This is a genomic window from Rhodopseudomonas julia (assembly GCF_030813515.1).
GTDB lineage: Bacteria > Pseudomonadota > Alphaproteobacteria > Rhizobiales > Afifellaceae > Afifella > Afifella julia.
On record NZ_JAUSUK010000002.1, the window covers coordinates 1,553,536 to 1,573,745 of the forward strand.

General features: G+C 62.8%; 16 protein-coding genes. 12 read left to right on the forward strand and 4 right to left on the reverse strand.

Going from position 1 to position 20,210, the window contains the following annotated elements:
- The first annotated feature begins 56 nt into the window (after nt 1–56).
- The 5 genes from J2R99_RS16490 to J2R99_RS16510 all read left to right on the forward strand — a co-directional run bounded on the left by J2R99_RS16490 (nt 57) and on the right by J2R99_RS16510 (nt 9,083).
- A complete protein-coding gene (locus J2R99_RS16490) occupies nt 57–1,187 on the forward strand; it encodes an efflux RND transporter periplasmic adaptor subunit (protein WP_503167856.1) in 1,131 nt (376 codons plus the stop codon).
- A gap of 9 nt (nt 1,188–1,196) precedes the next feature.
- On the forward strand, nt 1,197–4,346 hold the full coding sequence (locus J2R99_RS16495) for an efflux RND transporter permease subunit (protein ID WP_307155464.1): 3,150 nt from the start codon (nt 1,197–1,199) through the stop codon (nt 4,344–4,346).
- Nucleotides 4,347–4,445: 99 nt separating this feature from the next.
- Nucleotides 4,446–5,885, forward strand: coding sequence for an efflux transporter outer membrane subunit (locus J2R99_RS16500; protein WP_307155465.1), 1,440 nt, complete (start codon nt 4,446–4,448; stop codon nt 5,883–5,885).
- A 21-nt stretch (nt 5,886–5,906) separates the two neighbouring features.
- The gene (locus J2R99_RS16505) at nt 5,907–7,124 is read left to right on the forward strand and encodes an efflux RND transporter periplasmic adaptor subunit (protein ID WP_307155466.1); all 1,218 of its coding nucleotides are present in this window, start codon (nt 5,907–5,909) and stop codon (nt 7,122–7,124) included.
- 3 nt (nt 7,125–7,127) lie between these two features.
- The gene (locus tag J2R99_RS16510) at nt 7,128–9,083 is read left to right on the forward strand and encodes a MacB family efflux pump subunit (protein ID WP_307155467.1); all 1,956 of its coding nucleotides are present in this window, start codon (nt 7,128–7,130) and stop codon (nt 9,081–9,083) included.
- A gap of 48 nt (nt 9,084–9,131) precedes the next feature.
- Here J2R99_RS16510 and prpB read toward each other — a convergent pair whose 3' ends face one another.
- The 3 genes from prpB to J2R99_RS16525 are packed head-to-tail and all read right to left on the reverse strand — an operon-like array spanning nt 9,132 to nt 11,923.
- Complete coding sequence (gene prpB / locus J2R99_RS16515; protein WP_307155468.1) at nt 9,132–10,061, reverse strand: methylisocitrate lyase; 930 nt, start codon at nt 10,059–10,061, stop codon at nt 9,132–9,134.
- Nucleotides 10,062–10,094: 33 nt separating this feature from the next.
- A complete protein-coding gene (locus J2R99_RS16520) occupies nt 10,095–11,249 on the reverse strand; it encodes a PrpF domain-containing protein (protein ID WP_307155469.1) in 1,155 nt (384 codons plus the stop codon).
- Nucleotides 11,246–11,923, reverse strand: a complete 678-nt coding sequence (locus J2R99_RS16525; protein ID WP_307155470.1) for a GntR family transcriptional regulator — start codon at nt 11,921–11,923, stop codon at nt 11,246–11,248. Before J2R99_RS16525 ends, J2R99_RS16520 begins: the two co-directional genes overlap by 4 nt.
- Before the next feature lie 217 nt (nt 11,924–12,140).
- Here J2R99_RS16525 and J2R99_RS16530 point away from each other — a divergent pair, with 217 nt between their 5' ends.
- From J2R99_RS16530 to J2R99_RS16545, 4 genes are all read left to right on the forward strand, one after another.
- Complete coding sequence (locus J2R99_RS16530; protein WP_307155471.1) at nt 12,141–13,133, forward strand: Bug family tripartite tricarboxylate transporter substrate binding protein; 993 nt, start codon at nt 12,141–12,143, stop codon at nt 13,131–13,133.
- A 74-nt stretch (nt 13,134–13,207) separates the two neighbouring features.
- Nucleotides 13,208–13,660: a tripartite tricarboxylate transporter TctB family protein gene (locus J2R99_RS16535; protein WP_092815063.1), complete on the forward strand. Its 453-nt coding sequence runs from the start codon at nt 13,208–13,210 to the stop codon at nt 13,658–13,660.
- Complete coding sequence (locus J2R99_RS16540; protein WP_307155472.1) at nt 13,657–15,186, forward strand: tripartite tricarboxylate transporter permease; 1,530 nt, start codon at nt 13,657–13,659, stop codon at nt 15,184–15,186. Before J2R99_RS16535 ends, J2R99_RS16540 begins: the two co-directional genes overlap by 4 nt.
- Complete coding sequence (locus tag J2R99_RS16545; protein WP_307155473.1) at nt 15,183–16,256, forward strand: AbrB family transcriptional regulator; 1,074 nt, start codon at nt 15,183–15,185, stop codon at nt 16,254–16,256. Before J2R99_RS16540 ends, J2R99_RS16545 begins: the two co-directional genes overlap by 4 nt.
- A gap of 5 nt (nt 16,257–16,261) precedes the next feature.
- On the opposite strand, the gene J2R99_RS16550 is transcribed toward J2R99_RS16545, so the two are convergent.
- Nucleotides 16,262–16,975 carry an IclR family transcriptional regulator gene (locus J2R99_RS16550; protein ID WP_307155474.1) on the reverse strand — a complete coding sequence of 238 codons (714 nt, stop codon included), beginning with the start codon at nt 16,973–16,975 and terminating at the stop codon, nt 16,262–16,264.
- A 164-nt stretch (nt 16,976–17,139) separates the two neighbouring features.
- On the opposite strand from J2R99_RS16550, the gene J2R99_RS16555 reads away from it, so the two are divergent.
- The 3 genes from J2R99_RS16555 to J2R99_RS16565 are packed head-to-tail and all read left to right on the forward strand — an operon-like array spanning nt 17,140 to nt 20,167.
- Nucleotides 17,140–18,333 carry a CaiB/BaiF CoA transferase family protein gene (locus tag J2R99_RS16555; protein ID WP_307155475.1) on the forward strand — a complete coding sequence of 398 codons (1,194 nt, stop codon included), beginning with the start codon at nt 17,140–17,142 and terminating at the stop codon, nt 18,331–18,333.
- Nucleotides 18,330–19,175, forward strand: coding sequence for a citryl-CoA lyase (locus J2R99_RS16560; RefSeq protein WP_307155476.1), 846 nt, complete (start codon nt 18,330–18,332; stop codon nt 19,173–19,175). The genes J2R99_RS16555 and J2R99_RS16560 overlap by 4 nt, the downstream gene beginning before the upstream one ends.
- Nucleotides 19,172–20,167: a Bug family tripartite tricarboxylate transporter substrate binding protein gene (locus tag J2R99_RS16565; protein WP_370872396.1), complete on the forward strand. Its 996-nt coding sequence runs from the start codon at nt 19,172–19,174 to the stop codon at nt 20,165–20,167. The genes J2R99_RS16560 and J2R99_RS16565 overlap by 4 nt, the downstream gene beginning before the upstream one ends.
- Nucleotides 20,168–20,210 lie beyond the last annotated feature (43 nt).

A 20,210-nucleotide genomic window follows, 5' to 3' on the forward strand; every position in this document is an offset into this window, starting at 1 on the left:
CCGCGACCTTACTTCTCAGCGCTTGTAACCCGTCTGAGGAACAAAATACGCCGCCGGTGCAGAGCAATTCTCCGCAGGTGAGCGTCATTGCTCTCCATCCGGGATCGACCACCATCACAGCCGAACTTCCTGGGCGCGTGGCGGCCTCCCTGGTGGCGGAGGTGCGGCCCCAGGTTGGCGGCATCATCCGCGCGCGCGCCTTCGAAGAAGGCAGCGAGGTCAAAGAAGGCGACGTTCTCTATGAGATCGACAGCGCCTCTTACCAGGCAGCGTACGACGTGGCGGCTGCAGCGCTTCAGAAAGCCGAAGCGAAGGTCCCAAGCGCCCAGGCCAAGGTGGAACGCTATGAGGGGCTCGTGGCCCAGAATGCCGTCTCCAAGCAGGATGTTGACGATGCTCGTTCGGACCTCCTGCAAGCGCAGGCCGATGTTGCATCAGCCAAGGCCGATCTCGAATCCGCCCGCATCAACCTCGATCACACGAAGGTCAAGGCGCCGATCTCTGGCCGTATCAGTGCCTCGGCGATCACCGTGGGCGCGCTCGTCACCGCCGATCAAGAGACCGCGCTGACGACGATCCGCACGCTCGATCCAATCAACATCGACGTCACCCAATCCAGCACGAACCTGCTCAGATTGAGGCGCGCCGTCGACGAAGGGCGCATCAAGACCTCGGGTAAAAACGTCGCCGTCAGGCTGAAGCTCGACGATGGCAGCACCTATGCCCAAGACGGAACGCTCGAGTTCATGGAATCGGTCATCGACGAGACCACCGGCACTTTCACAGTTCGCGCGATCTTTCCGAACCCTGAGAGAGTGCTTCTTCCGGGCATGTATGTGCGCGGCATCCTCCAAGAGGGCATCTCAGAGGGAAGCTTTCTCGTCCCGCAGCGCGCCGTCACCCACAACCCGGATGGCGAGGCGGTGGCGTTTTTCGTCGATGCCGACGGCAAGGTGGACCAGCGCGTGCTGAGCGTACAGCGCAGCATCGGCAAAGATTGGCTCGTGGACGGCGGCGTCTCGGATGGCGACCGGCTCATCGTGGAAGGCGCCCAATCCGTCAAAGACGGCGAAAGCGTGCGTGCCATCGAAGTCACCATCGACGAGGAGACAGGCGAAGTTCAGGCGCTTTCAGAGGCGCTTCCCGAAAATGCCGCCCTCTCCGACGAACCCGCGCAGAAGGGCTGACCCACACCCATGTCGCGCTTCTTCATCGAACGGCCGGTTTTCGCCGCAGTCATTGCGCTTGTCGTGATGCTGGGCGGCCTGCTTGCCCTGACCACCCTGCCCATCTCGCAATATCCGCAGATCTCTCCGACAACGGTTCAGATCTCCGCCAATTATCCGGGCGCCGATGCGGAGACGGTCGAGAACTCGGTGACGAAAGTGATCGAGCAGGGCATGACCGGCATCGATTTTCTCGACTACATGACCTCGTCGTCGACATCGACCGGCTCCGCCTCCATCCAGCTCACCTTTACCAATCAAGCGGATCCCGACGTCGCGCAGATGCAGGTGCAAAACAAGCTGCAGCTTGTGGAATCGCAACTGCCCCAGGCCGTCGTCAACAATGGCGTGACGGTCACCAAGTCGACGCAGAGCTTCTTGATGGTCGTCGGATTTGTGTCGACCGACGGCTCGCAGACGACCACGGACCTCGCCGATTACGTTCAATCGACGTTGAACGACCCTTTGAGCCGCCTCGGCGGCGTCGGCTCGACCCGCCTTTTCGGCTCGGGCTACGCCATGCGCGTCTGGCTCGACCCTGCCAAGCTGCAAAAATACTCGTTGATGCCGAGCGACGTGACGGCGGCAATCCAGGCCCAGAACACGCAGGTGTCCGCCGGCCAGCTCGGCGCCGAACCGCAGGTCCAGGGACAGGCGCTCAACGTCACCCTCACCGCCAAGAGCCGCCTTCAGACCGTCGAGCAATTCGAGAACATCATCCTGAAGAGCGCGACCGGCGGATCGATCGTGCGGCTCAACGACGTGGCGCGTGTCGAAATCGGCTCGGAGAGCTACGACACGAGCTCACGCTACAACGGCAAACCCGCCGCCGGTCTCGCGATCTATCTCGCCACCGGTGCCAACGCCATCTCCACGGCGGCAGAGGTTCGCGATGTGCTCGACGCGAATGCCGGCACGCTCCCGCGGGGTGTCGAGATCGTCTATCCTTACGACACGACCCCCTTCGTCGAACTCTCCATCGAAGAGGTGGTGAAGACGCTGTTTGAGGCCATCGTCCTCGTCTTCATCGTCATGTTCGTCTTCCTGCAGAACATCCGCGCGACGCTCATTCCGACGATCGCCGTTCCGGTCGTTCTGCTCGGCACTTTCGCCATGCTGTCCTTCGCCGGCTATTCCATCAACACCCTCACCATGTTCGCCATGGTGCTGGCCATCGGCCTTCTCGTCGACGACGCCATCGTGGTGGTGGAGAATGTCGAGCGCGTGATGGACGAAGAAGGCTTGTCGCCCAAGGAGGCGACGATCAAGTCGATGGGCGAGATCCAGGGCGCGCTGATCGGCATCGCCACGGTGCTTTCCGCCGTCTTCGTGCCGATGGCGTTCTTCTCCGGCTCGGTCGGCATCATCTATCGCCAGTTTTCCGTGACCATCGTCACCGCGATGATCCTCTCGGTCGCCGTCGCACTCATCCTGACCCCGGCCCTGTGCGCAACGCTGCTCAAGCCCGTGAAGGAAGGACACAAGCAGAAAGGCGTCTTCGGCCTCTTCAACCGCTCTTTCGAGCGCTTGACCAACGGGTACCGCTCAGGCGTCAGCGGTATCATCAAGCGTTCGTTTCGCTTCCTTGTCGTCTTCCTCGTCATCGCCGGGGCAACCGGATATCTCTTCACAAAGCTGCCGAGCTCCTTCCTGCCAGACGAGGACCAGGGCATCCTGATCGCCAGCGTTCAGCTTCCTGCCGGCGCGACCCAGGAGCGAACGTGGCACGTGATGCGTCAGGTGCAGGATTACTTCCTCGACGATGAGACGGACAACGTCGCCGGCGTGATGACGGAGGTCGGGTTCGGGTTCGGCGGCCAGGGCCAGAATGTCGGTCTCGCCTTTATTCGCCTCAGCGATTTCGAGAAACGTACGAGCGAAGCTGCGAGCGCGCAGGCGATCGCCGGACGAGCTATGGGTGCGCTATCGGGAATCAAGGACGGTCGCGTCTTCGTGCTCAACCCGCCTGCCCTGCCGGGCTTCGGCGCGACGGGCGGATTCGATTTCTATCTGCAGGACCTCAACAACGCCGGCCACGACGCCCTCAAAGGGACGCGCAACCAACTGCTCGGGTTGGCGGCACAAAGCCCGGTTCTGAGCGGCACACGCCCCAATGGCCAGGAAGACACCTCCCAATACCACATCGACATCGATCAGGAGAAAGCGAGCGCCTATTCTCTTGCCCTCTCCGACATCGACAGCACCCTCTCGGTCTCCTGGGGCAGCAAATACGTCAACGACTTTATCAACAAGGGACGGGTGAAGCCGGTCTATGTGCAGGGCGATGCACCCTTCCGCATGCAGCCGGAAGACATTGAGCAATGGTATGTGCGCAATTCCGACGCGAAGATGGTTCCCTTCTCGGCGTTTGCCACCGGCACATGGACCTATGGCTCACCGCGCCTTGAACGTTTCAACGGGCTGCCGGCCATGGAAATCCAGGGCTCGGCGGGTGCGGGCTATAGCTCCGGCCAGGCGATGGAGAAGGTCGAAGAGCTGATTTCCGAGCTGCCAGCCGGCTTCGGACACGAATGGACCGGTTTGTCGTATCAGGAGCGCATCGCCGGCAATCAGGCCGCATCCCTTTATGCGATCTCGGTCCTTGTCGTGTTCCTGGCACTTGCGGCGCTTTACGAGAGCTGGACGATCCCGATCGCCGTGATCCTCACCGTGCCGATCGGCATTCTGGGAGCGCTCGTGGCGTCGCTCTATTTCGGCCAATCCAATGACGTCTATTTCAAGGTCGGTCTGCTGACGACCATCGGTCTCGCGGCGAAGAACGCCATTCTGATCGTCGAATTCGCGCTAGACTGGCAGAAACAGGGCAAAGACCTGGTGGAAGCGACACTCGAAGCGTGTCGGCAGAGATTGCGGCCGATCCTGATGACTTCGCTCGCTTTCATCCTCGGCGTCTTGCCGCTCGCCATTGCAGATGGCGCCGGTTCGGGCAGCCAGAATGCCGTCGGCATCGGCGTCATGGGCGGCATGATCGCCTCCACGACGCTGGGCGTGTTTTTCGCGCCTCTCTTGTTCGTCGCAGTGCGTCGTCTGTTTTCCAAACGGCGCGATCCGCAGGCTTCCACAGCCGACACCATCCCCGCGCCAGCTTCACAGGCTTAGGCGGAAGAGAAAGACCGAGCGCCAGGCATGACAAAGACGATCGCTCACCCCATCGCGACACGGGCTTCGCATCGTCGAGGCAGACGCACCAGTGTGGCGATGCTTCTGACCCTCCCATGGCTCGCAGGCTGCATGGTGGGACCGGACTATCAAAAACCTCTGATGGCGCTCCCCGCGAGCTGGAGCCACAGCGGCGCCACGCAACCGACCCAGCCGCCGGAGCTCGCGCATTGGTGGGGCCGCCTCAACGATCCGTTGCTCGATTCCCTCATCGAGGAAGCGGTCGCAGGCAATCTCGATGTCGCCTCGGCAAAGGCGCGGATCCGCGAGGCGCGGGCAAGCTACCGCCAGAGCACCGGCGCGCTCCTCCCCTCCACTGACGGATCCGGCTCCAGCAAGCGTTCCAAAAGCAGCGGTGCGAGCACAGGAAGTTCGAATACGGCCTGGAGTTATCAAGCCGGCTTCGACGCAACCTGGGAGCTCGATCTCTTCGGCGGGAATCGCCGCTCGGCCGAGGCCGCCCGCTACGGTGTCGATGCCGCCGAAGAAGACCTGCGCAACACGCTTTTGACGTTGATCGGCGATGTTGCATCCAACTACGTCAATCTGCGGGGCTATCAGGCACGCATCGCACTTGCCCAGCGCACCGCGTCTTCACAGCGCGAGACCGCGGAAATCACCCGCAACAAGTTTGAGGCGGGTGCAGCCTCCTCGCTCGATGTGGCCAACGCCACGGGTCAGGCGGCCAACACGGAGGCGACGATTCCCTCCCTGCGCACCTCCTACGCCGAAGCGTTGCACCGGCTCGGCGTGTTGACCGGTCAGGCGCCCAGCGCGCTTGAGAGCAAGCTCAAGAAGAGCAAACCGATTCCGCGGCCAAAGCTGCCGATCCCGACCGGCATTCCGGCCGAAATTTTGAACACACGCCCCGATGTGCGTATGGCAGAGAGACAGCTCGCCCAATACACAGCGCGGGTCGGCGCGGCCGAGGCGGATCGATTCCCGAGTGTCAGTCTCCTCGGCAACATCGCCACATCTGGTGCTCAGATCGGCGATCTTGCAGACCATTCCTCGATCGCCTGGTCGTTCGGTCCGAGCCTCAGCATTCCCCTTTTCCATGGCGGCCAGCTCGCCGCTGCGGCGGATGTCGCACGGGCTCAGCGTGACCAGTATTTCATCGCCTACAAATCGTCCGTGCTCAACGCGCTGGAGGAAGTGGAGAACGCCATCGTCGGGCTGTCCCAGGAGCGCATCCGCTACGGCAAGCTTGCCACATCCACACAGGCCTACCGGCAGGCGGCCGACCTTGCCCGGACACTCTATAAGAGCGGTTCATCGAGCTTCCTCGACGTGCTCGACGCGGAACGCTCGCTTTATTCCGCGGAGGATGCCTTGCTCGCGAGCCGCGTGGAGATCACGCAGGATTATATCGCCCTGCAAAAGGCGCTGGGCGGCGGCTGGGACGGTCGGGTGCGGATCGACGAGCCGGAGATCGTCGACCGGCCGAAGACCAGGCCGGTCGTCTTCGTGCAGCATTAGGGCACAAAGATCGGCAACGTGATGGCGGCCCGCAAGCGCAAGCGCTCCAAGCTCATCTGGCTTCTGGTCGCCATCCTCCTGATCGGCGGGGCCGGCTATTGGGTGAAAACCAACTACTTCGCCGAAGAGCCGCCGGAGATCATGACATCTGCGGTGACCCGCGGCGATATCGAGAAGACGGTCCTCGCCACGGGCATCCTGAAGCCGGCGAAACTTGTTGCCGTAGGTGCACAGGTGTCAGGCCGCGTCACGTCTCTCAAAGTCAGCGTGGGCGACAGCGTAAAGGAAGGCGATCTCATCGCGGAGATCGATTCGGAGACGCAGGCGAACGACCTGCGCACGGCGGAGGCTTCTCTCGCCAACGTCCGCGCGCAAAAAGAGGAAAAGCAAGCGACGCTCGTTCAGGCCGAACAGGCTCTCGCGCGACAGACGCGCATGATCAACCAGAATGCGGTTTCCCGGGCCGACTACGAAGAAGCGGAAGCCACCGTGAAGGTGACCAGGGCACAGATCGCCGCCCTCGACGCGCAGATCGCCGAAGCGGAGGTGGCCGTCGAAACAGCGAAGGTCGATCTCGGCTACACCCAAATCACCGCCCCGATGGACGGGACCGTGCTTTGGGTGGTGACGCAGGAGGGGCAGACGGTGAACGCCATCCAGTCGGCCCCGACGATCGTCATTCTCGGGCAGCTCGACACGATGACCGTGCGAGCTGAAATCTCCGAAGTCGATGTCGTCGACGTCAAGCCGGGCCAGCCCGTCTATTTCACCGTGCTCGGAAATCCGGACCGTCGCTACGAATCGACCCTCTCGTTCATCGAGCCGGCGCCGGAATCGATCACCAGCGACAGCATGGTCGCCTCCTCTTCTTCGAGCTCCTCGAGCTCCGCCTCGGAAAAGGCGATCTATTATAACGGCATCTTCGAGGTGCCGAACCAGGATCGTGAGCTGCGCACCTACATGACGGCGGAAGTCCACATCGTCCTCGGCCAAGCGAATGACGTCTTGATTTTGCCGTCGGCCGCACTCGGCAGCAAAGGCGCCGACGGGAAATACTCCGTCCATGTGCTGGAGGCGAATGGCAACGTCGTGGAACGCCACGTGGAAATCGGCCTCAATGACAAGATCCGGGCAGAGGTGGTCTCCGGTCTCTCGGAAGGCGACCGGGTCGTGATGGGTCAGCCGGGTGAAGCCGCAAGCGGCCAACGGCGCGGGCCCCGGGGTCCGATGGGGTTCTAGGCGTTGGCCACACCTCTCATCACGCTTGAGAAGCTGCGCCGGGAGTTTCCCGCAGGTGAGGACACGATCGCGGTTCTCAAGGATATCGACCTCAAGATCGATGCCGGAGAAATGGTCGCGATCGTCGGGGCATCCGGCTCTGGGAAATCGACACTGATGAACATTCTCGGCTGTCTCGACCGTCCGACAGCGGGAAGCTACAGGATTTCCGGCCAGGAAACGTCGGCACTCGAACCCGATCAGCTGGCAGCGCTTCGGCGCGAGCATTTCGGCTTCATCTTCCAGCGCTATCATCTGCTTTCGGAACTGACGGCACTCGGCAATGTCGAGATCCCGGCAATCTATGCCGGCCAGCCACCGGCAGAGCGCGAAGAGCGGGCCGAAGAACTTCTCGCGCGACTTGGCATGGCCGATCGGCTGGAGCATCGGCCGGGCCAGCTCTCAGGAGGCCAGCAGCAACGTGTTTCGATCGCCCGCGCGCTGATGAACGGCGCGCAAGTGATCCTCGCCGACGAGCCGACCGGCGCCCTCGACAAGCATTCCGGCGAAGAAGTCCTGAAGATCCTCGAAGAGCTCAATCGAGAGGGCAAGACCGTCATTCTGGTGACGCATGACATGAACGTCGCGGCGCGCGCCGAGCGGATCATCGAAATCAGCGACGGCGAAATCATTTCCGACACCCGCAGCAGGAAGGCTGACGGGCAAACGATCGCCGGAGAGATCGCCCAGGATCGGCGCCGCGGGCGTGTGCGTGCCGCAATCGATCGTTTCGGCGAGGCTTTTCGGATGGCCCTCCTCTCCATGCGGGCTCACAAGCTCAGGACATTCCTGACGATGCTCGGCATCATCATCGGCATCGCTTCCGTCGTCTGTGTGGTGGCCCTCGGCGCAGGATCCAGGCAGCAGGTTCTCTCGCAGATCTCCAGCCTCGGCACCAACACGCTGGAGGTCTTTCCCGGCAAGGATTTCGGCGACGTGCGCTCGGGCAAGATCACGACGCTCGTCGTCTCCGACGCCGACGCCCTCGCCGGCCAGCCCTATGTGGCAGCCGTCACGCCCACGGTCTCCACAAGCGCCAACGTCCGCTTCGGCTCGATCGAAGCGAGCGCACTCGTCAACGGCGTCGGCGCGCAATATTTCGAGGCCCGGGGCACGACACTTGCCGCCGGCAGCTTCTTCAACCAGGAGAGCGTGAGACGGCTGGAGAAGGACGTCGTCATCGACGACAATACGCGGCAATCGCTGTTCGCTGATTTCGACGGCAGTCCGGTCGGCCAGGTCATCCTGGTCGGCAAGGTGCCCTGTCGCATCGTCGGGGTCGCAGGCGCCCAACAAAGCGGCTTCGGCTCCAGCAGCAACCTCAACCTCTATCTGCCTTATACGACCGTGCAGGCGCGTTTCCTGGGCGACCAGTCACTCAGGAGCATCACGGTGCGCGTCGCCGACGACACGTCCACCGACACTGCCGAACAGGCCGTGACGGAGCTCCTCACCCGGCGGCACGGATCGAAAGATTTCTTCATTCTGAATACGGATGACATCCGTCAGACGATCACAGCCACGACGGAGACCTTGACCGTCCTGATCGCCTCCATTGCTCTCATTTCGCTGATCGTGGGCGGGATCGGCGTCATGAACATCATGCTCGTTTCGGTGTCGGAGCGCATCAACGAGATCGGCGTGCGCATGGCTGTCGGTGCGCGCCAAAGCGACATCCTGCAGCAATTCCTGATCGAGGGCGTCCTCGTCTGCCTTATCGGCGGCGTGCTCGGCATCGCCTTGGCGCTCGCCTTCGGCACTCTTTTCGACGCGCTCGGATCGAGCTTCACGCTCATCTACTCGCCCGTCTCGATCGTCGCGGCGTTCCTCTGTTCAAGCCTGATCGGCATCGTCTTCGGCTATCTGCCGGCGCGCAATGCCTCAAGGCTCGATCCGGTTGCCGCACTCGCCCGGGATTGACGCCGGCCACGGCAAACCGTGCCGGCGACAATCAGGATCAAGATCCGATTACGCCGCAAAGGCCGGGTCGAGGACCGTCCGCAGGACCTTCTTGTCCAGCGATTCGTAGCCGAAATAATTGATGATGTCGTAGAGCTCGACCCGGCTCTGCATGTCTTTGACCGTGCCGGCAGCGGTGCCGGTGGTCTTCAGCTCGGTGAAGAACTTCTCCATCGCATGCGCGCAGATGCGCAGGCTCGAAACCGGCCAGATCGCCATCGCATAGCCCATCTCGGCAAACTCCGCGGCCGAAGTCTGGGGCGTACGACCGAACTCCGTCATATTGGCGAGCAGCGGCACCTTGATGGCCGAAGCGAACTGGCGGAACTGCTCTTCGCCTTCGAGCGCTTCAGGAAAAATCGCATCGGCCCCGGCCTCGATATAGAGGCGCGCGCGCTCGATCGCGGCCTCGACGCCTTCGCTCGCTGCCGCATCGGTGCGGGCAATGATCTTGAGATCGCGTCGCGCCCGCGCGGCCGCGGCCACCTTCTGAGCCATGTCTTCGGCGGAAACGAGCTGCTTGCCGTTCAGGTGGCCGCATTTCTTCGGCATGACCTGGTCTTCGAGCTGCACGGCCGCCACACCCACGTCCTCGAGCTCGCGGATGAGGCGCATGGCGTTCAAAGCCTCGCCAAAGCCGGTGTCGCCGTCGACGACCAAGGGTAGCCTGGTCACACGGATGATCGCGCGCGCCCGTCCGACGAGCTCTTCCATCGTGAGGAGGCCGAGATCCGGCAGGCCGAGAGACGCCGTGAGCGCTGCTCCGGAAAGATACAACGCCTCAAACCCCGCCTTGCGGGCGACGAGCGCGGCCATCGGATCGTGGGCACCCGCGATCTGCAGGAATTCGCCGGAGGCCCATTTTTTGGCAAGCGCGGCGCCAAGATCACGCGGAAGCGGCTCTTCCAACCATACGGGTCTGTTCGGTGTCTCGTTCATGGGCACTCCTTGATTGTTGTCCGCTGAGGGAATTCACGATGGGTTGGGGATGCAGACCGCGCCTTCCATGAGGCGGCGCTGGGTCCGGAGAACATGTGCGGCTTCGATTACGGGGACGCCGGCATCCTCGCCGTTCACCTTCACGCCGACGGTCACGATGCCGCTCGGCGTGCCGAGCCGAAGCCGGCTCAATTCTGTCTCGGGCTTGAGCAGCGATCGCACGACGCTTCCCTCGACCGCGGCGGCGCTCGCCAGAGCGAGCGAGCAGGTGATGGGAACGGCACGGTGCGGCTGACCCGCTGAAATCATGCGTACGAGGATGTCGAAGTCGCCGGGCGCGAGAGCAGAACCGGAAAGATCAGAGAACGGGGCCGGAGCAGCGACGAAGCCGATCTTCGGAATGGCGATGATTTTCGCCGCCTCGTCGATATTCGAGGCAATTCCCATGGCAACGGATGCCTGGCGGCGAAGATGTTCGATCTCCTCCAGCACGTCGCCCGAGGCATCCAGTGCGTCCGGCATAATCGTTGGATCGACGCCGAGCGCCGCCGCGGGAAGGAAACAGGTCGGGATCGCCGCATCGATGAGGCTCGCTTCGACCACACTGCCGTCGCGCTTCGTAAGCTGGGTAAGCGCTTCGCCCGCCGGCAGAAGGCCGTTGCCGCGCGTCCCGGCCGGATGCAGGAATTCCAGGCGCACCGGCGCACCGGTCCCGGCTACTCCGGGCAGAGCCGCATCGCCCTCAACCGTCGCCTCGCCCTCTGCCATCCGGAACACAGATCGGATGATCTTGCCGGTGTTGGTGTTGTGGATGCGGACCGTGGCCTCACCGTCGCGCGGCGCAGCGACCATCTCTTCATCGACGGCAAAAGGGCCGACGGCGGAGCTCATATTGCCGCAATTGCCGCTGAAATCGACCTCGTCGGTTTTCACCGCGACCTGGGCGAAGGTGTAGTCGACATCCGCATCGGGGCGCGTTGAAGGCCCGATGACACAAATCTTGCTCAGAGAAGAAATGCCGCCGCCAAGGCCGTCGAGCTGCCTCCCATTCGGGTCGGGGCTGCCGAGCATCTTGCGAAAAAGTGACGGCCACAGGGCGCGATCCTCAGGCAGATCCTGTTCTTTCAACATGATCGCCTTCGAGGTGCCGCCGCGCATGAAGACAGCCGGAATGCGCTGCTGGGTCATCGTTCCTCCTCTTGAGAGAGTTCGCCGGCAAGCGAGGTCCAACTCGTGCGGATATGCCGGCGCATCAAAAGCCCGGCGAGTTCGCCATCGCCGGCGGCGATCGCTTCCTGGATGCGCTCGTGTTCGATGAGCGCCTCGCGCCCCCGGCCCTGCACACGGCCATGGCGCCGGCGCAAAAGCGAGAGTTGCGGATAAAGCTCCGAATCGAGGAGCCGCAGGATGAGTGGATTTCTCGAAAGCCTGGCGATGACGATGTGAAAATCCGCATCGCCGCCGCTTTGAAAATAAGCGCCCACCGGATGCGCGGCGATCTCGCCTGCGTGCTGCTTCAAAAGTGCACCGAGATCCTCCGCCTCTGCCGGCGTCGCCCTGAGCGCGGCAAGCCTCGCCGCTTCAGCTTCCAGCGCTTCACGCAGCTCATAGAGCACACGGGCGTCAGAGAGGGAGAGTTCGCGCACACGCGCACCCACATTGGGGGTGAAGCTGACCAATCCAGCGTCGGCCAGAAGCCGCAGCGCCTCGCGCACCGGCCCGCGGCTCACCTCGAAGCGACGCGCCAGAGCCACCTCGCCGAGCCGCTCGCCGGGGAGCAGACGTCCGGCCAGGATATCGGCCCGCAACTGCTCAAGGACGGCGGCAGAGGAATCGCCGTGCTTTACCGCAATTGTCGACAATATCCCCCTCCTAGATGCTGATCACATTTCCCGCCCATCAGCGAGATTGATTCAATGCGGGGCCGCAACCCCTCGTTTTTCTTCACTTAGAAGAATAGTTCGGCACTGACAAGCGGTCGGCGCGCCAGGAGGTGCCTCCCTGCGCCTCTCACACATTGTTGACATTCTCGTCGAGCGATGCAAATTCCGCTGAGACAACAAAAGCGGGAGGACGATTATGAATTTGACCAGACGCTCCGCATTGGCCGGCCTCGTCGCCGGCATGACATTGCTCGGGACATCGATTTCAGCACAGGCGCAGGATGACTGGCCGAACCAGCAGATCACCTTCGTGGTGGCACTCGGACCAGGCGGCTCTGCCGACCGCACCGCACGCATGCTGGCGCAGAAGATGCAGGACGAACTCGGGGTGCCGATCCGGGTGGTCAACCAGAAGGGCGGCGGCGGCCATGTGGGCCACACCTACTTCCTCAACATGCCGGACGACGGCAGCTTCTTTCTGGCGACCTCGATCCATCCCTACATCAGCAACGCCATCCTGCAGAAAGACGCCGACTATACGCTCGACGACTTCGCCTTCATCAACGGTCAGTGGACGGACATCGATCTCTTCGCGCTCAACAAGGATCTTCCCTACAAGACGCTCGACGAGTTCGCGGCCGCCATCAAGGAACAGCCGGGCAAGCATTCGATCAGCGTCGTTCCTGGCTCGACCGGCTACATCAACGCGCTCCTGATGCTCGAAGGCTACGGCCTGTCGGAGGATGACGTGAACATCGTCACCTACGAATCCGGTTCAGCAGCTCGCACGGCCGCGGCTGGTGGACAGGTCGACATGACGGTGCTCGGCGCCGACGGCTCGCTGTCGATCGCAGAATACATCCGCCCCCTCGCCGTCGCCTCCGAGAAGCGTCTGCCGGATTGGGACGCGCCAACCTTGAACGAAGCGCTGGCGGACGAGGGCGTGAATGTGCCGCCGCTGGTCGGCTCGATGCGCGGCCTCGCGGCCCATGCGACTTTCAAGGAAAAGTACCCTGAGCGCTTCCAGCGCATGACGGACGCCTACAAGGCGGCTCTTGACGATCCAGAATTCGTCGAAAGCCTCAAAACGCAGGGCATCGGCGCGGAATGGCTCGGACCGGAAAAGACCACCGAGATCATCAAATCCAACTTCGAGATCCTGAAGCGTTTTGACGACGTGGCGGGCTAAACCCGCCTGGAGAGGGCTTTTGCCCTCTCCCTCCACCCTTCCGCCGAACTCTTTCCCGAGGTCTGTCGCAGATCATGCCGCTGCGTATCGCACCCACTCATCTCGTATTTCTGGTCCTCGGATCGATCACGGCGATCTATCTCAACTGGAGCGCCATTTCGGCATCGACGAGGCTCTACAATCTCATCGTCGTGGTGCCGGTCGGGATTGCCCTCCTCGTGCTTGCCGCACTCATTCTCGGCAAGAGCCTGCTGCGGCCCCACGATCCGGAGCGTCTGGAAAAGACGCCGCTCCGCGAGACCCTCGGGGATGTCGTGCTGCTTGCCTGCTTCGGCGTCTTCTGCGTGGCGCTGACCAAGGTCGGCTTTGATCTCGCGACGTTCTTCTTCGTATGGATCGGAGTCCATTTGAGCGGTGAGAAGCGGCTCTGGGCACCGCCGCTCTATGCGGCCGTATTTACGGCGCTTCTGGTGGAAAGCTTCGGCTCGCTCTTCCCCTTCCCCATGCCCCTGGCGGTCCTTTCATGATCGACGGCCTCGCACTTTCCCAGTCGCTCGACCTCCTCTTCAGCGGCTACGGTCCCTGGCTTTATGTTCTGCCTGGCCTTCTCATCGGGCTTATCTTCGGCGCCATTCCAGGCCTGCAGATCTCCATGGCCATGGCGGTCTTCCTGCCGCTCACCTGGAACATGGATTTCCTCCAGGCGATGCTGTTCCTGACGTCGATTTTTACCGGCGGCGCCTATGGCGGTGGCGTCACCGCCATCTTGATGAACATCCCCGGTTCGTCGTCGAGTGTCGCGACCGCCTTCGACGGCTATCCGATGGCGCGGCAGGGCCGACATAACGAAGCGCTGGGCCTCGGTCTGGGCGCCTCCGTCGTCGGCGCTTTCGTCGGCTATGTCTTGCTTTTTCTTCTGATCGAACCGCTGACAGTCGTGGTCTTGAAGCTCGGTCCGCTCGAAATGGTGATGGTGGTGTTCTGGGGGCTCACCCTGATCGCCACGCTCAACGACAGCACCATGGCGAAGGGCCTTTATGCCGGCCTTCTCGGTCTGCTTCTGAGCCAGATCGGCATGTCGACGACCGGCACGATGCGCACGACCATCGGCAATCCCTACCTCATCGACGGCATCCCGGTCGTGCCGGCGATGATCGGCATGTTCGCCGCCTCCGAGCTTCTCCGCCTGCGCGGCAATTCCTACCTCGTCGACGCCAAGGGCCTGCGCACGATCTCGCTCTCGGCGCTCCTCAAGGGCTTTCTGAAAACCTTTCGCTATCCGAAGACGTTGATCCGCGGCAGCCTGATCGGCGCCCTGATCGGCGCGGTGCCGGGCGTCGGTTCCTCGGTTGCAAATCTCGTCGCCTACGGCGAAGTGCGGCGCAGCTCCAACCATCCGGAAAAGTTCGGCAAGGGCGAACCTGAGGGTGTCGTCGCGGCCGAATCATCGAACTCATCTTCCGAAGGCGGATCGATGACGGCGCTTCTGGCGCTCGGCGTGCCGGGCGGTGCCGCGACGGCCGTGCTTCTCGCAGCCTTTTCCTTCCACAATCTCGTGGGCGGCCCCGCCTTCATCCGCGACAACCGCGACGTCGTCTACTCCATCATCATCGGCAATATGGGCCAGGTGATCCTGCTTGCGATCGTCGGCATCCTGTCGCTGCGCGTGCTCGGCATGGTCGTGCGCGTGCCGCTCAGCTATCTGGTGCCCTCTGTTCTTGCATTGTGTGCCTGGGGCGGCTTCGGTATCACCGGCACCATCGCCGGCCCCGTCACGGTCGCCGTCTTCGCCGGGCTCGGCTGGATGATGCGCCGACATTCCTATCCCGTCGCAGCGACGGTCATCGGCCTTCTTCTTGGCCGCATGACAGAGGGTGAGATGGTACGCACATTGCAGATCTCGGGAGGCAATCCCCTCGCCTATCTCGCGGAGCGGCCGATCGCGATCCTGTTCCTGGTCCTGCTTCTGCTTTCCGCCGTGGTGCTGCCCTTGTGGCGCCGCCATCGCGAAAGTCGGCAAAGCGCGGAGAAAGCGGCCGCCGGCTCATCTTGAGCCAGAAGACATCCGGCCGAGCATCAACCCTTCTCATCGGCCTTGCCACACTCGCCGCCGGGCTGACCGGCGGCCTCACCTTCACGGCGCTGTCGATCCCGCTGCCATGGGTGCTGGGGAGTTTTTCGGCGACCGGGCTCCTGTCGCTTTTCGGGGTTCGGCTCGCCCTGCCGAGTTCCTGGCGCGGCTACGCCATGGTGATCGTAGGCACGATGCTCGGGGCCGGTTTCGATCCGGAAACGGTGAAGGCGATCCCAGGTTGGTGGCCGAGCCTCCTGATCATGATCTTGTTGTCGATCGCGTTCTTCTTCTTCGCCTTTCTGGTGCTGCAGACATGGGCGAAGATGACGCCTGCTACCGCCTTCCTGGCGGCCGTGCCAGGCGGGTTATCGGTCGTCAGCGTGCTTGCCGAAACTTACGGCGCAGATCCTCGCCGGGTCGTGCTTTGCCACTCGGCCCGCCTCGTCGCTCTCTTGGTGACGATGCCGATCCTTATCCACCTGCTCGGCGATTATGATCTCGCCGGAGCATCGCGCCCCGGCAGCCTCCCACCCATCGACGGGTCGCCCCTCGATCTCTTGCTGCTTCTGGGCTGCGCGATCGCCGGCTATTTCCTCGGGCGGGTGATGAAAGTACCGTCGGGCCTTTTGCTGATACCGCTCATCCTGTCTGCCTTCGTCCTCAGCCTTGGTGTCGTCGAGGCGCATGTGCCGGCTCAGATCTCGATCGTCGCGCAGATCATCATCGGCGCGAATGTCGGCGTCCGCTTCGTCGGCTATCGTCTCCGAGACATTTTGAGCGACGGCTGGATGTCGGCGATCATCGGCGTGGTACTGTCCTTCAGCACCTTCCTCGCGGCACTTGCGGCCTCAGAACTTACCGGCATCGACGCGGCACCGCTGCTTCTGTCGTTCCTGCCCGGCGGGGCCCCGGAGATGGGCGTGGTCGCAGTCGCCCTTCACATCGCACCCGCAATGGTGGCGTGTCATCATCTTGTGCGCGTCGCACTCATGGTGGCGCTGATCCCATTCGGGCTCAAGCACCTCGCAAAGCCTGGCAAGTCTGACTGACCTGTTCAGGAGGCCGTTTTCTGGCGGCCGATTCGCTCCGCGCTTTCCTTCAAAGCCACCAGCACCGTCCCGCGGCGGGCATCGTCAAAGCGCGTGATCAACCCGGAAATGGCGAGCGCGCCGCGCAGATTGCCGTCGGGACTGAAGACCGGGACGGCGATCGCAGCGATGTCGGAATCACGTTCGCCCAACGAGATCGCATGGCCCTCGCGCCGGATTTCTCGGTACCGGGGATCATCCTCTGTCCAGGCAAGCAGAAGATGGGACGCTGCCCCCGCCGTCAACGGCATACGCGCGCCCTCCACGATGTGGTGACGGATCGCCCGGTCCGGCTCGTGGCGATAGAGGCAGACACGGCTGTCACCATCACGGACATAAAAGGATGCCGTCTCGCCCACTGTCTCGGCCAGGCGACGCAGTTCCGGACGGATGAGGTCTGCGGCAGTGAAATTCTGCCGGTACCGTGCCCCAAGCCGCCACACCGTCGCGCCGAGCCGATAGCGGCCGTCGGGCTGGCGCGCGATGTAGCCAAAGCGCTCAAGCGAAACGCAGAGCCGTAGGATCGTGCTTTTGTAGAGGCCCGTCCGACGGGCGAGCTCCGCAAGGGTGAGCGTCAGCTCTCCCTCATCGAAGCAGGCAAGAATACGGAAGGCCCGCTCGACGGCCTCTACGCCGCGCTGGCCCGCATCGCCGGAATCACCGTTTTCAGCCGCTGCCACAATTGTCTTCCCCTCTTGCCGCTATACAATCGTTCTGCTACGTTGAATATACGTTCTGCCTGACAGAACGCAAGAACAATGAAGAACGATCCGGAGGACATCGGCCCAACTTGCGGAATTGATTCCGCACGTTCCGCTATCCTTCTGATCGAAAAGGAGACGCCATGCTCCGGCCCCTCGCCGGCATCCGCATTCTCGACCTGACGAACGTGCTCGCGGGACCTTTCTGTTGCCATCAACTCGTCCATTTCGGTGCGGAGGTGATCAAGGTCGAGGCAACGGGCCGCGGCGACCTCGCGCGTCAGCTCGGGGCCGATCCCGAGCTCAATGCCCGCAACATGGGCATCTCCTTTCTGGCGCAGAACGCCGGCAAGAAATCCGTCACGGTCAACCTCAAGGACGAGCGCGGCAAGGCCATTTTCCGCCGCCTGGTGGAAAGCGCCGATGTGCTCGTCGAGAATTTTCGCCCCGGCGTCATGGAGCGGCTGGGCGTAGGCTATGAGGCGCTGAAGGACGTCAACCCGCAGCTCATCTACTGCGCCATCTCCGGCTTCGGGCAAAGTGGCCCCTGGATCGGACGCCCCGCCTACGACCAGATCATCCAGGGCGCATCCGGCGTCATGTCGATCACTGGCGACAGCGATTCAGGCCCGTTGCGCGTCGGCTATCCGATTGCCGACACGATCGGCGGATTGACCGCAGCCTTTGCGATCGCAGCCGCTCTCAACGCGGAAGAGCGCGGCGCGTTTCTCGATGTCTCCATGCTCGAAGCGACGATCGCCACCATGGGCTGGATCGTCTCCAATTACCTGATCGGCGGTGTCGAGCCTTCGCCGAAGGGCAACGAAAACATGACGTCTGCCCCCTCCGGCTCGTTCCAGGCGCAGGACGGGCTCCTCAACATCGCAGCCAACAAAGACGAGCAGTGGCAGCTGCTTGCCCGACATCTTGCGCGCGAGGACCTGCTTCAGGATCCGGATTTCGCCACCCGCGAGAAGCGCAAGGAGAACCGGGCGCGTCTCAAAGCGGAGCTGGAAACAGCGCTGACACGACGTCCCGCGCGCGATTGGGTGCGCGAATTGAACGAGATCGGCGTCCCGGCGGGCGCAGTGATGAGCGTGCCGGACATCCTGGCGCATCCGCAGATCGCCGAGAGAGGAATGCTTGGCACGTTCCAGAACGTCCCGGGGGTCGGGCGCGACATCACCGTCATACGCACGGGCATCAAGATGAGTGGCGAGGCGCCGAGCGTCGATGCACCGCCCCCACAACTCGGCGAGCACAACCAAGAAGTCTATGGGGCTCTCGGCCTGCCGGCGAGCGAGATCGAGACGCTTCAGAAGGAAGGTGCGATATGAGTGACGTGTCCGATTGGTGGCGCACCTCCATCATCGAGATGGAACCGGGCAAGATCAGTTTCCGAGGCTATCCCGTTCAGGAACTCATTGGTCAGGTGAGTTTTCCCGAGATGATCTGGCTGATGACGCGCGGCGAGTTGCCGGGCCATGACGAGGCGGCCTTGTTTGAGGCGGCACTCGTGGCGGCCGTCGATCATGGACCTCAGGCTCCTTCGATCGCGGCGGCACGCATGGCCGTCACCTGCGGCCTGCCCCTGAATGGCGCCATGGCCTCCGCGGTCAATTTCCTCGACGACGTGCATGGCGGCGCCGGCGAACAGGCCGTCGAACTCTACCATCTGATCGACGAGGCCGGCGGGCCGGACAAGACCGCGGAAATCCTCGATCGCTGGCAGGCGGAACGCGGCCGTTTCGTGCCGGGCTTCGGCCACCGCTTTCACAAGCCTGTCGATCCCCGCGCGCCCCGCCTTCTCGGGCTCGTCGATGAGGCTGCTGCGGCCGGAACCGTTTCCGGACGCTTTGCGAAGATCGGTCGTACGATTGAAAAAACGCTGACGGAGACGAAGAGCAAACCCGTCCCGATGAACATCGATGGGGCGACCGCGGTCATCTATGCCGAGCTCGGCTTTCCGGCTCCTCTTGCCAGAGGCCTCTTCTGCCTGTCACGCTCCGTCGGCATTCTCTCCCATGCCTGGGAGCAGATGTGTCAGGGTGGCCGCAATAAGGGCCCGACACCACCAGCCTACCGCTGGACCTTCGACGGAGCGGCTCCGCGCGAAGTGCCGGCTTCCTATCGCAGCCAGAAGCTGCGTCAGAATGGTCAAATCAGGGAGGATTCATGACCATGTCATTGCGTCGTTTGCTTGTACTTGCTCTGCCGCTGGCTTTTGCCACGGCCACGCTGAGCGACCGTGCGTCGGCCTTCGAGCCGTCGTCGACCGAATGCATCGCCCCCGCCAATCCCGGCGGCGGCTGGGATTTCACCTGCCGTCAAGTCGGCAAGACCATGCAGGATTTGGACTTCATCCCAGGTACGATGAAGGTCACCAATCTCGCCGGCGGATCCGGCGGCGTCGCGTTTGCCGAAGTCGTCAACAAGCGCAATGACGACAACAACCTGATCGTCGCAGCCTCTTCGGCAACCTCGAGCCGCCTCGCCCAGGGCGCCTATCCCGGCGGCGACATGGATCAGGTCCGCTGGCTCGCCTCCGTCGGCGCCGACTATGGCATCATCGCGGTCGCCAAGGATTCGAAATTCAACACGCTTCCCGAGCTGTTCGACGCCATCAAGGCCGATCCTTCTTCGATCGCCGTCTCCGGCGGCTCGGCCGTCGGCGGCTGGGACCATCTGAAAGTTCTGATCGCAGCCAAGCGTGCCGGCATCGATAAGCTGCGTCAGATCAAATACGTCGCCTTCGAGGGCGGCGGCGAGGCGGTCACTCAGCTTCTCGCAGGCTCCGTTCAGGCCTTCTCCGGCGACGCATCGGAAGCCAAGGGCTTCGTCGATTCCGGCGACATCAAAGTTCTCGCCGTCCTTGCTCCGGAACGCCTGCCGGGCGATTTCTCAAAATTCCCGACCGCCAAGGAACAGGGCATCGATGCCGTGGGCGCCAATTGGCGCGGCTTCTACGCCCCGGGCGGCATGTCGGACGAGGCCTATGATTGGTGGGTCGAATCGATCGGCAAGACCTACAAATCCGACGAATGGAAGAAGATCATGGCGGCCAATGGCCTTGCCCCGCTTGATCTTCAAGGCGAAGAATTTGAGGGATTTGTGGGCGATTCCGTCGCGGAGATCAAAGAGCTCTCCAAAGAAATCGGCATCATCAGGTGACATCGCGAAGGGCCGTGCCGAATCTCGGCGCGGCCCTCTTCGA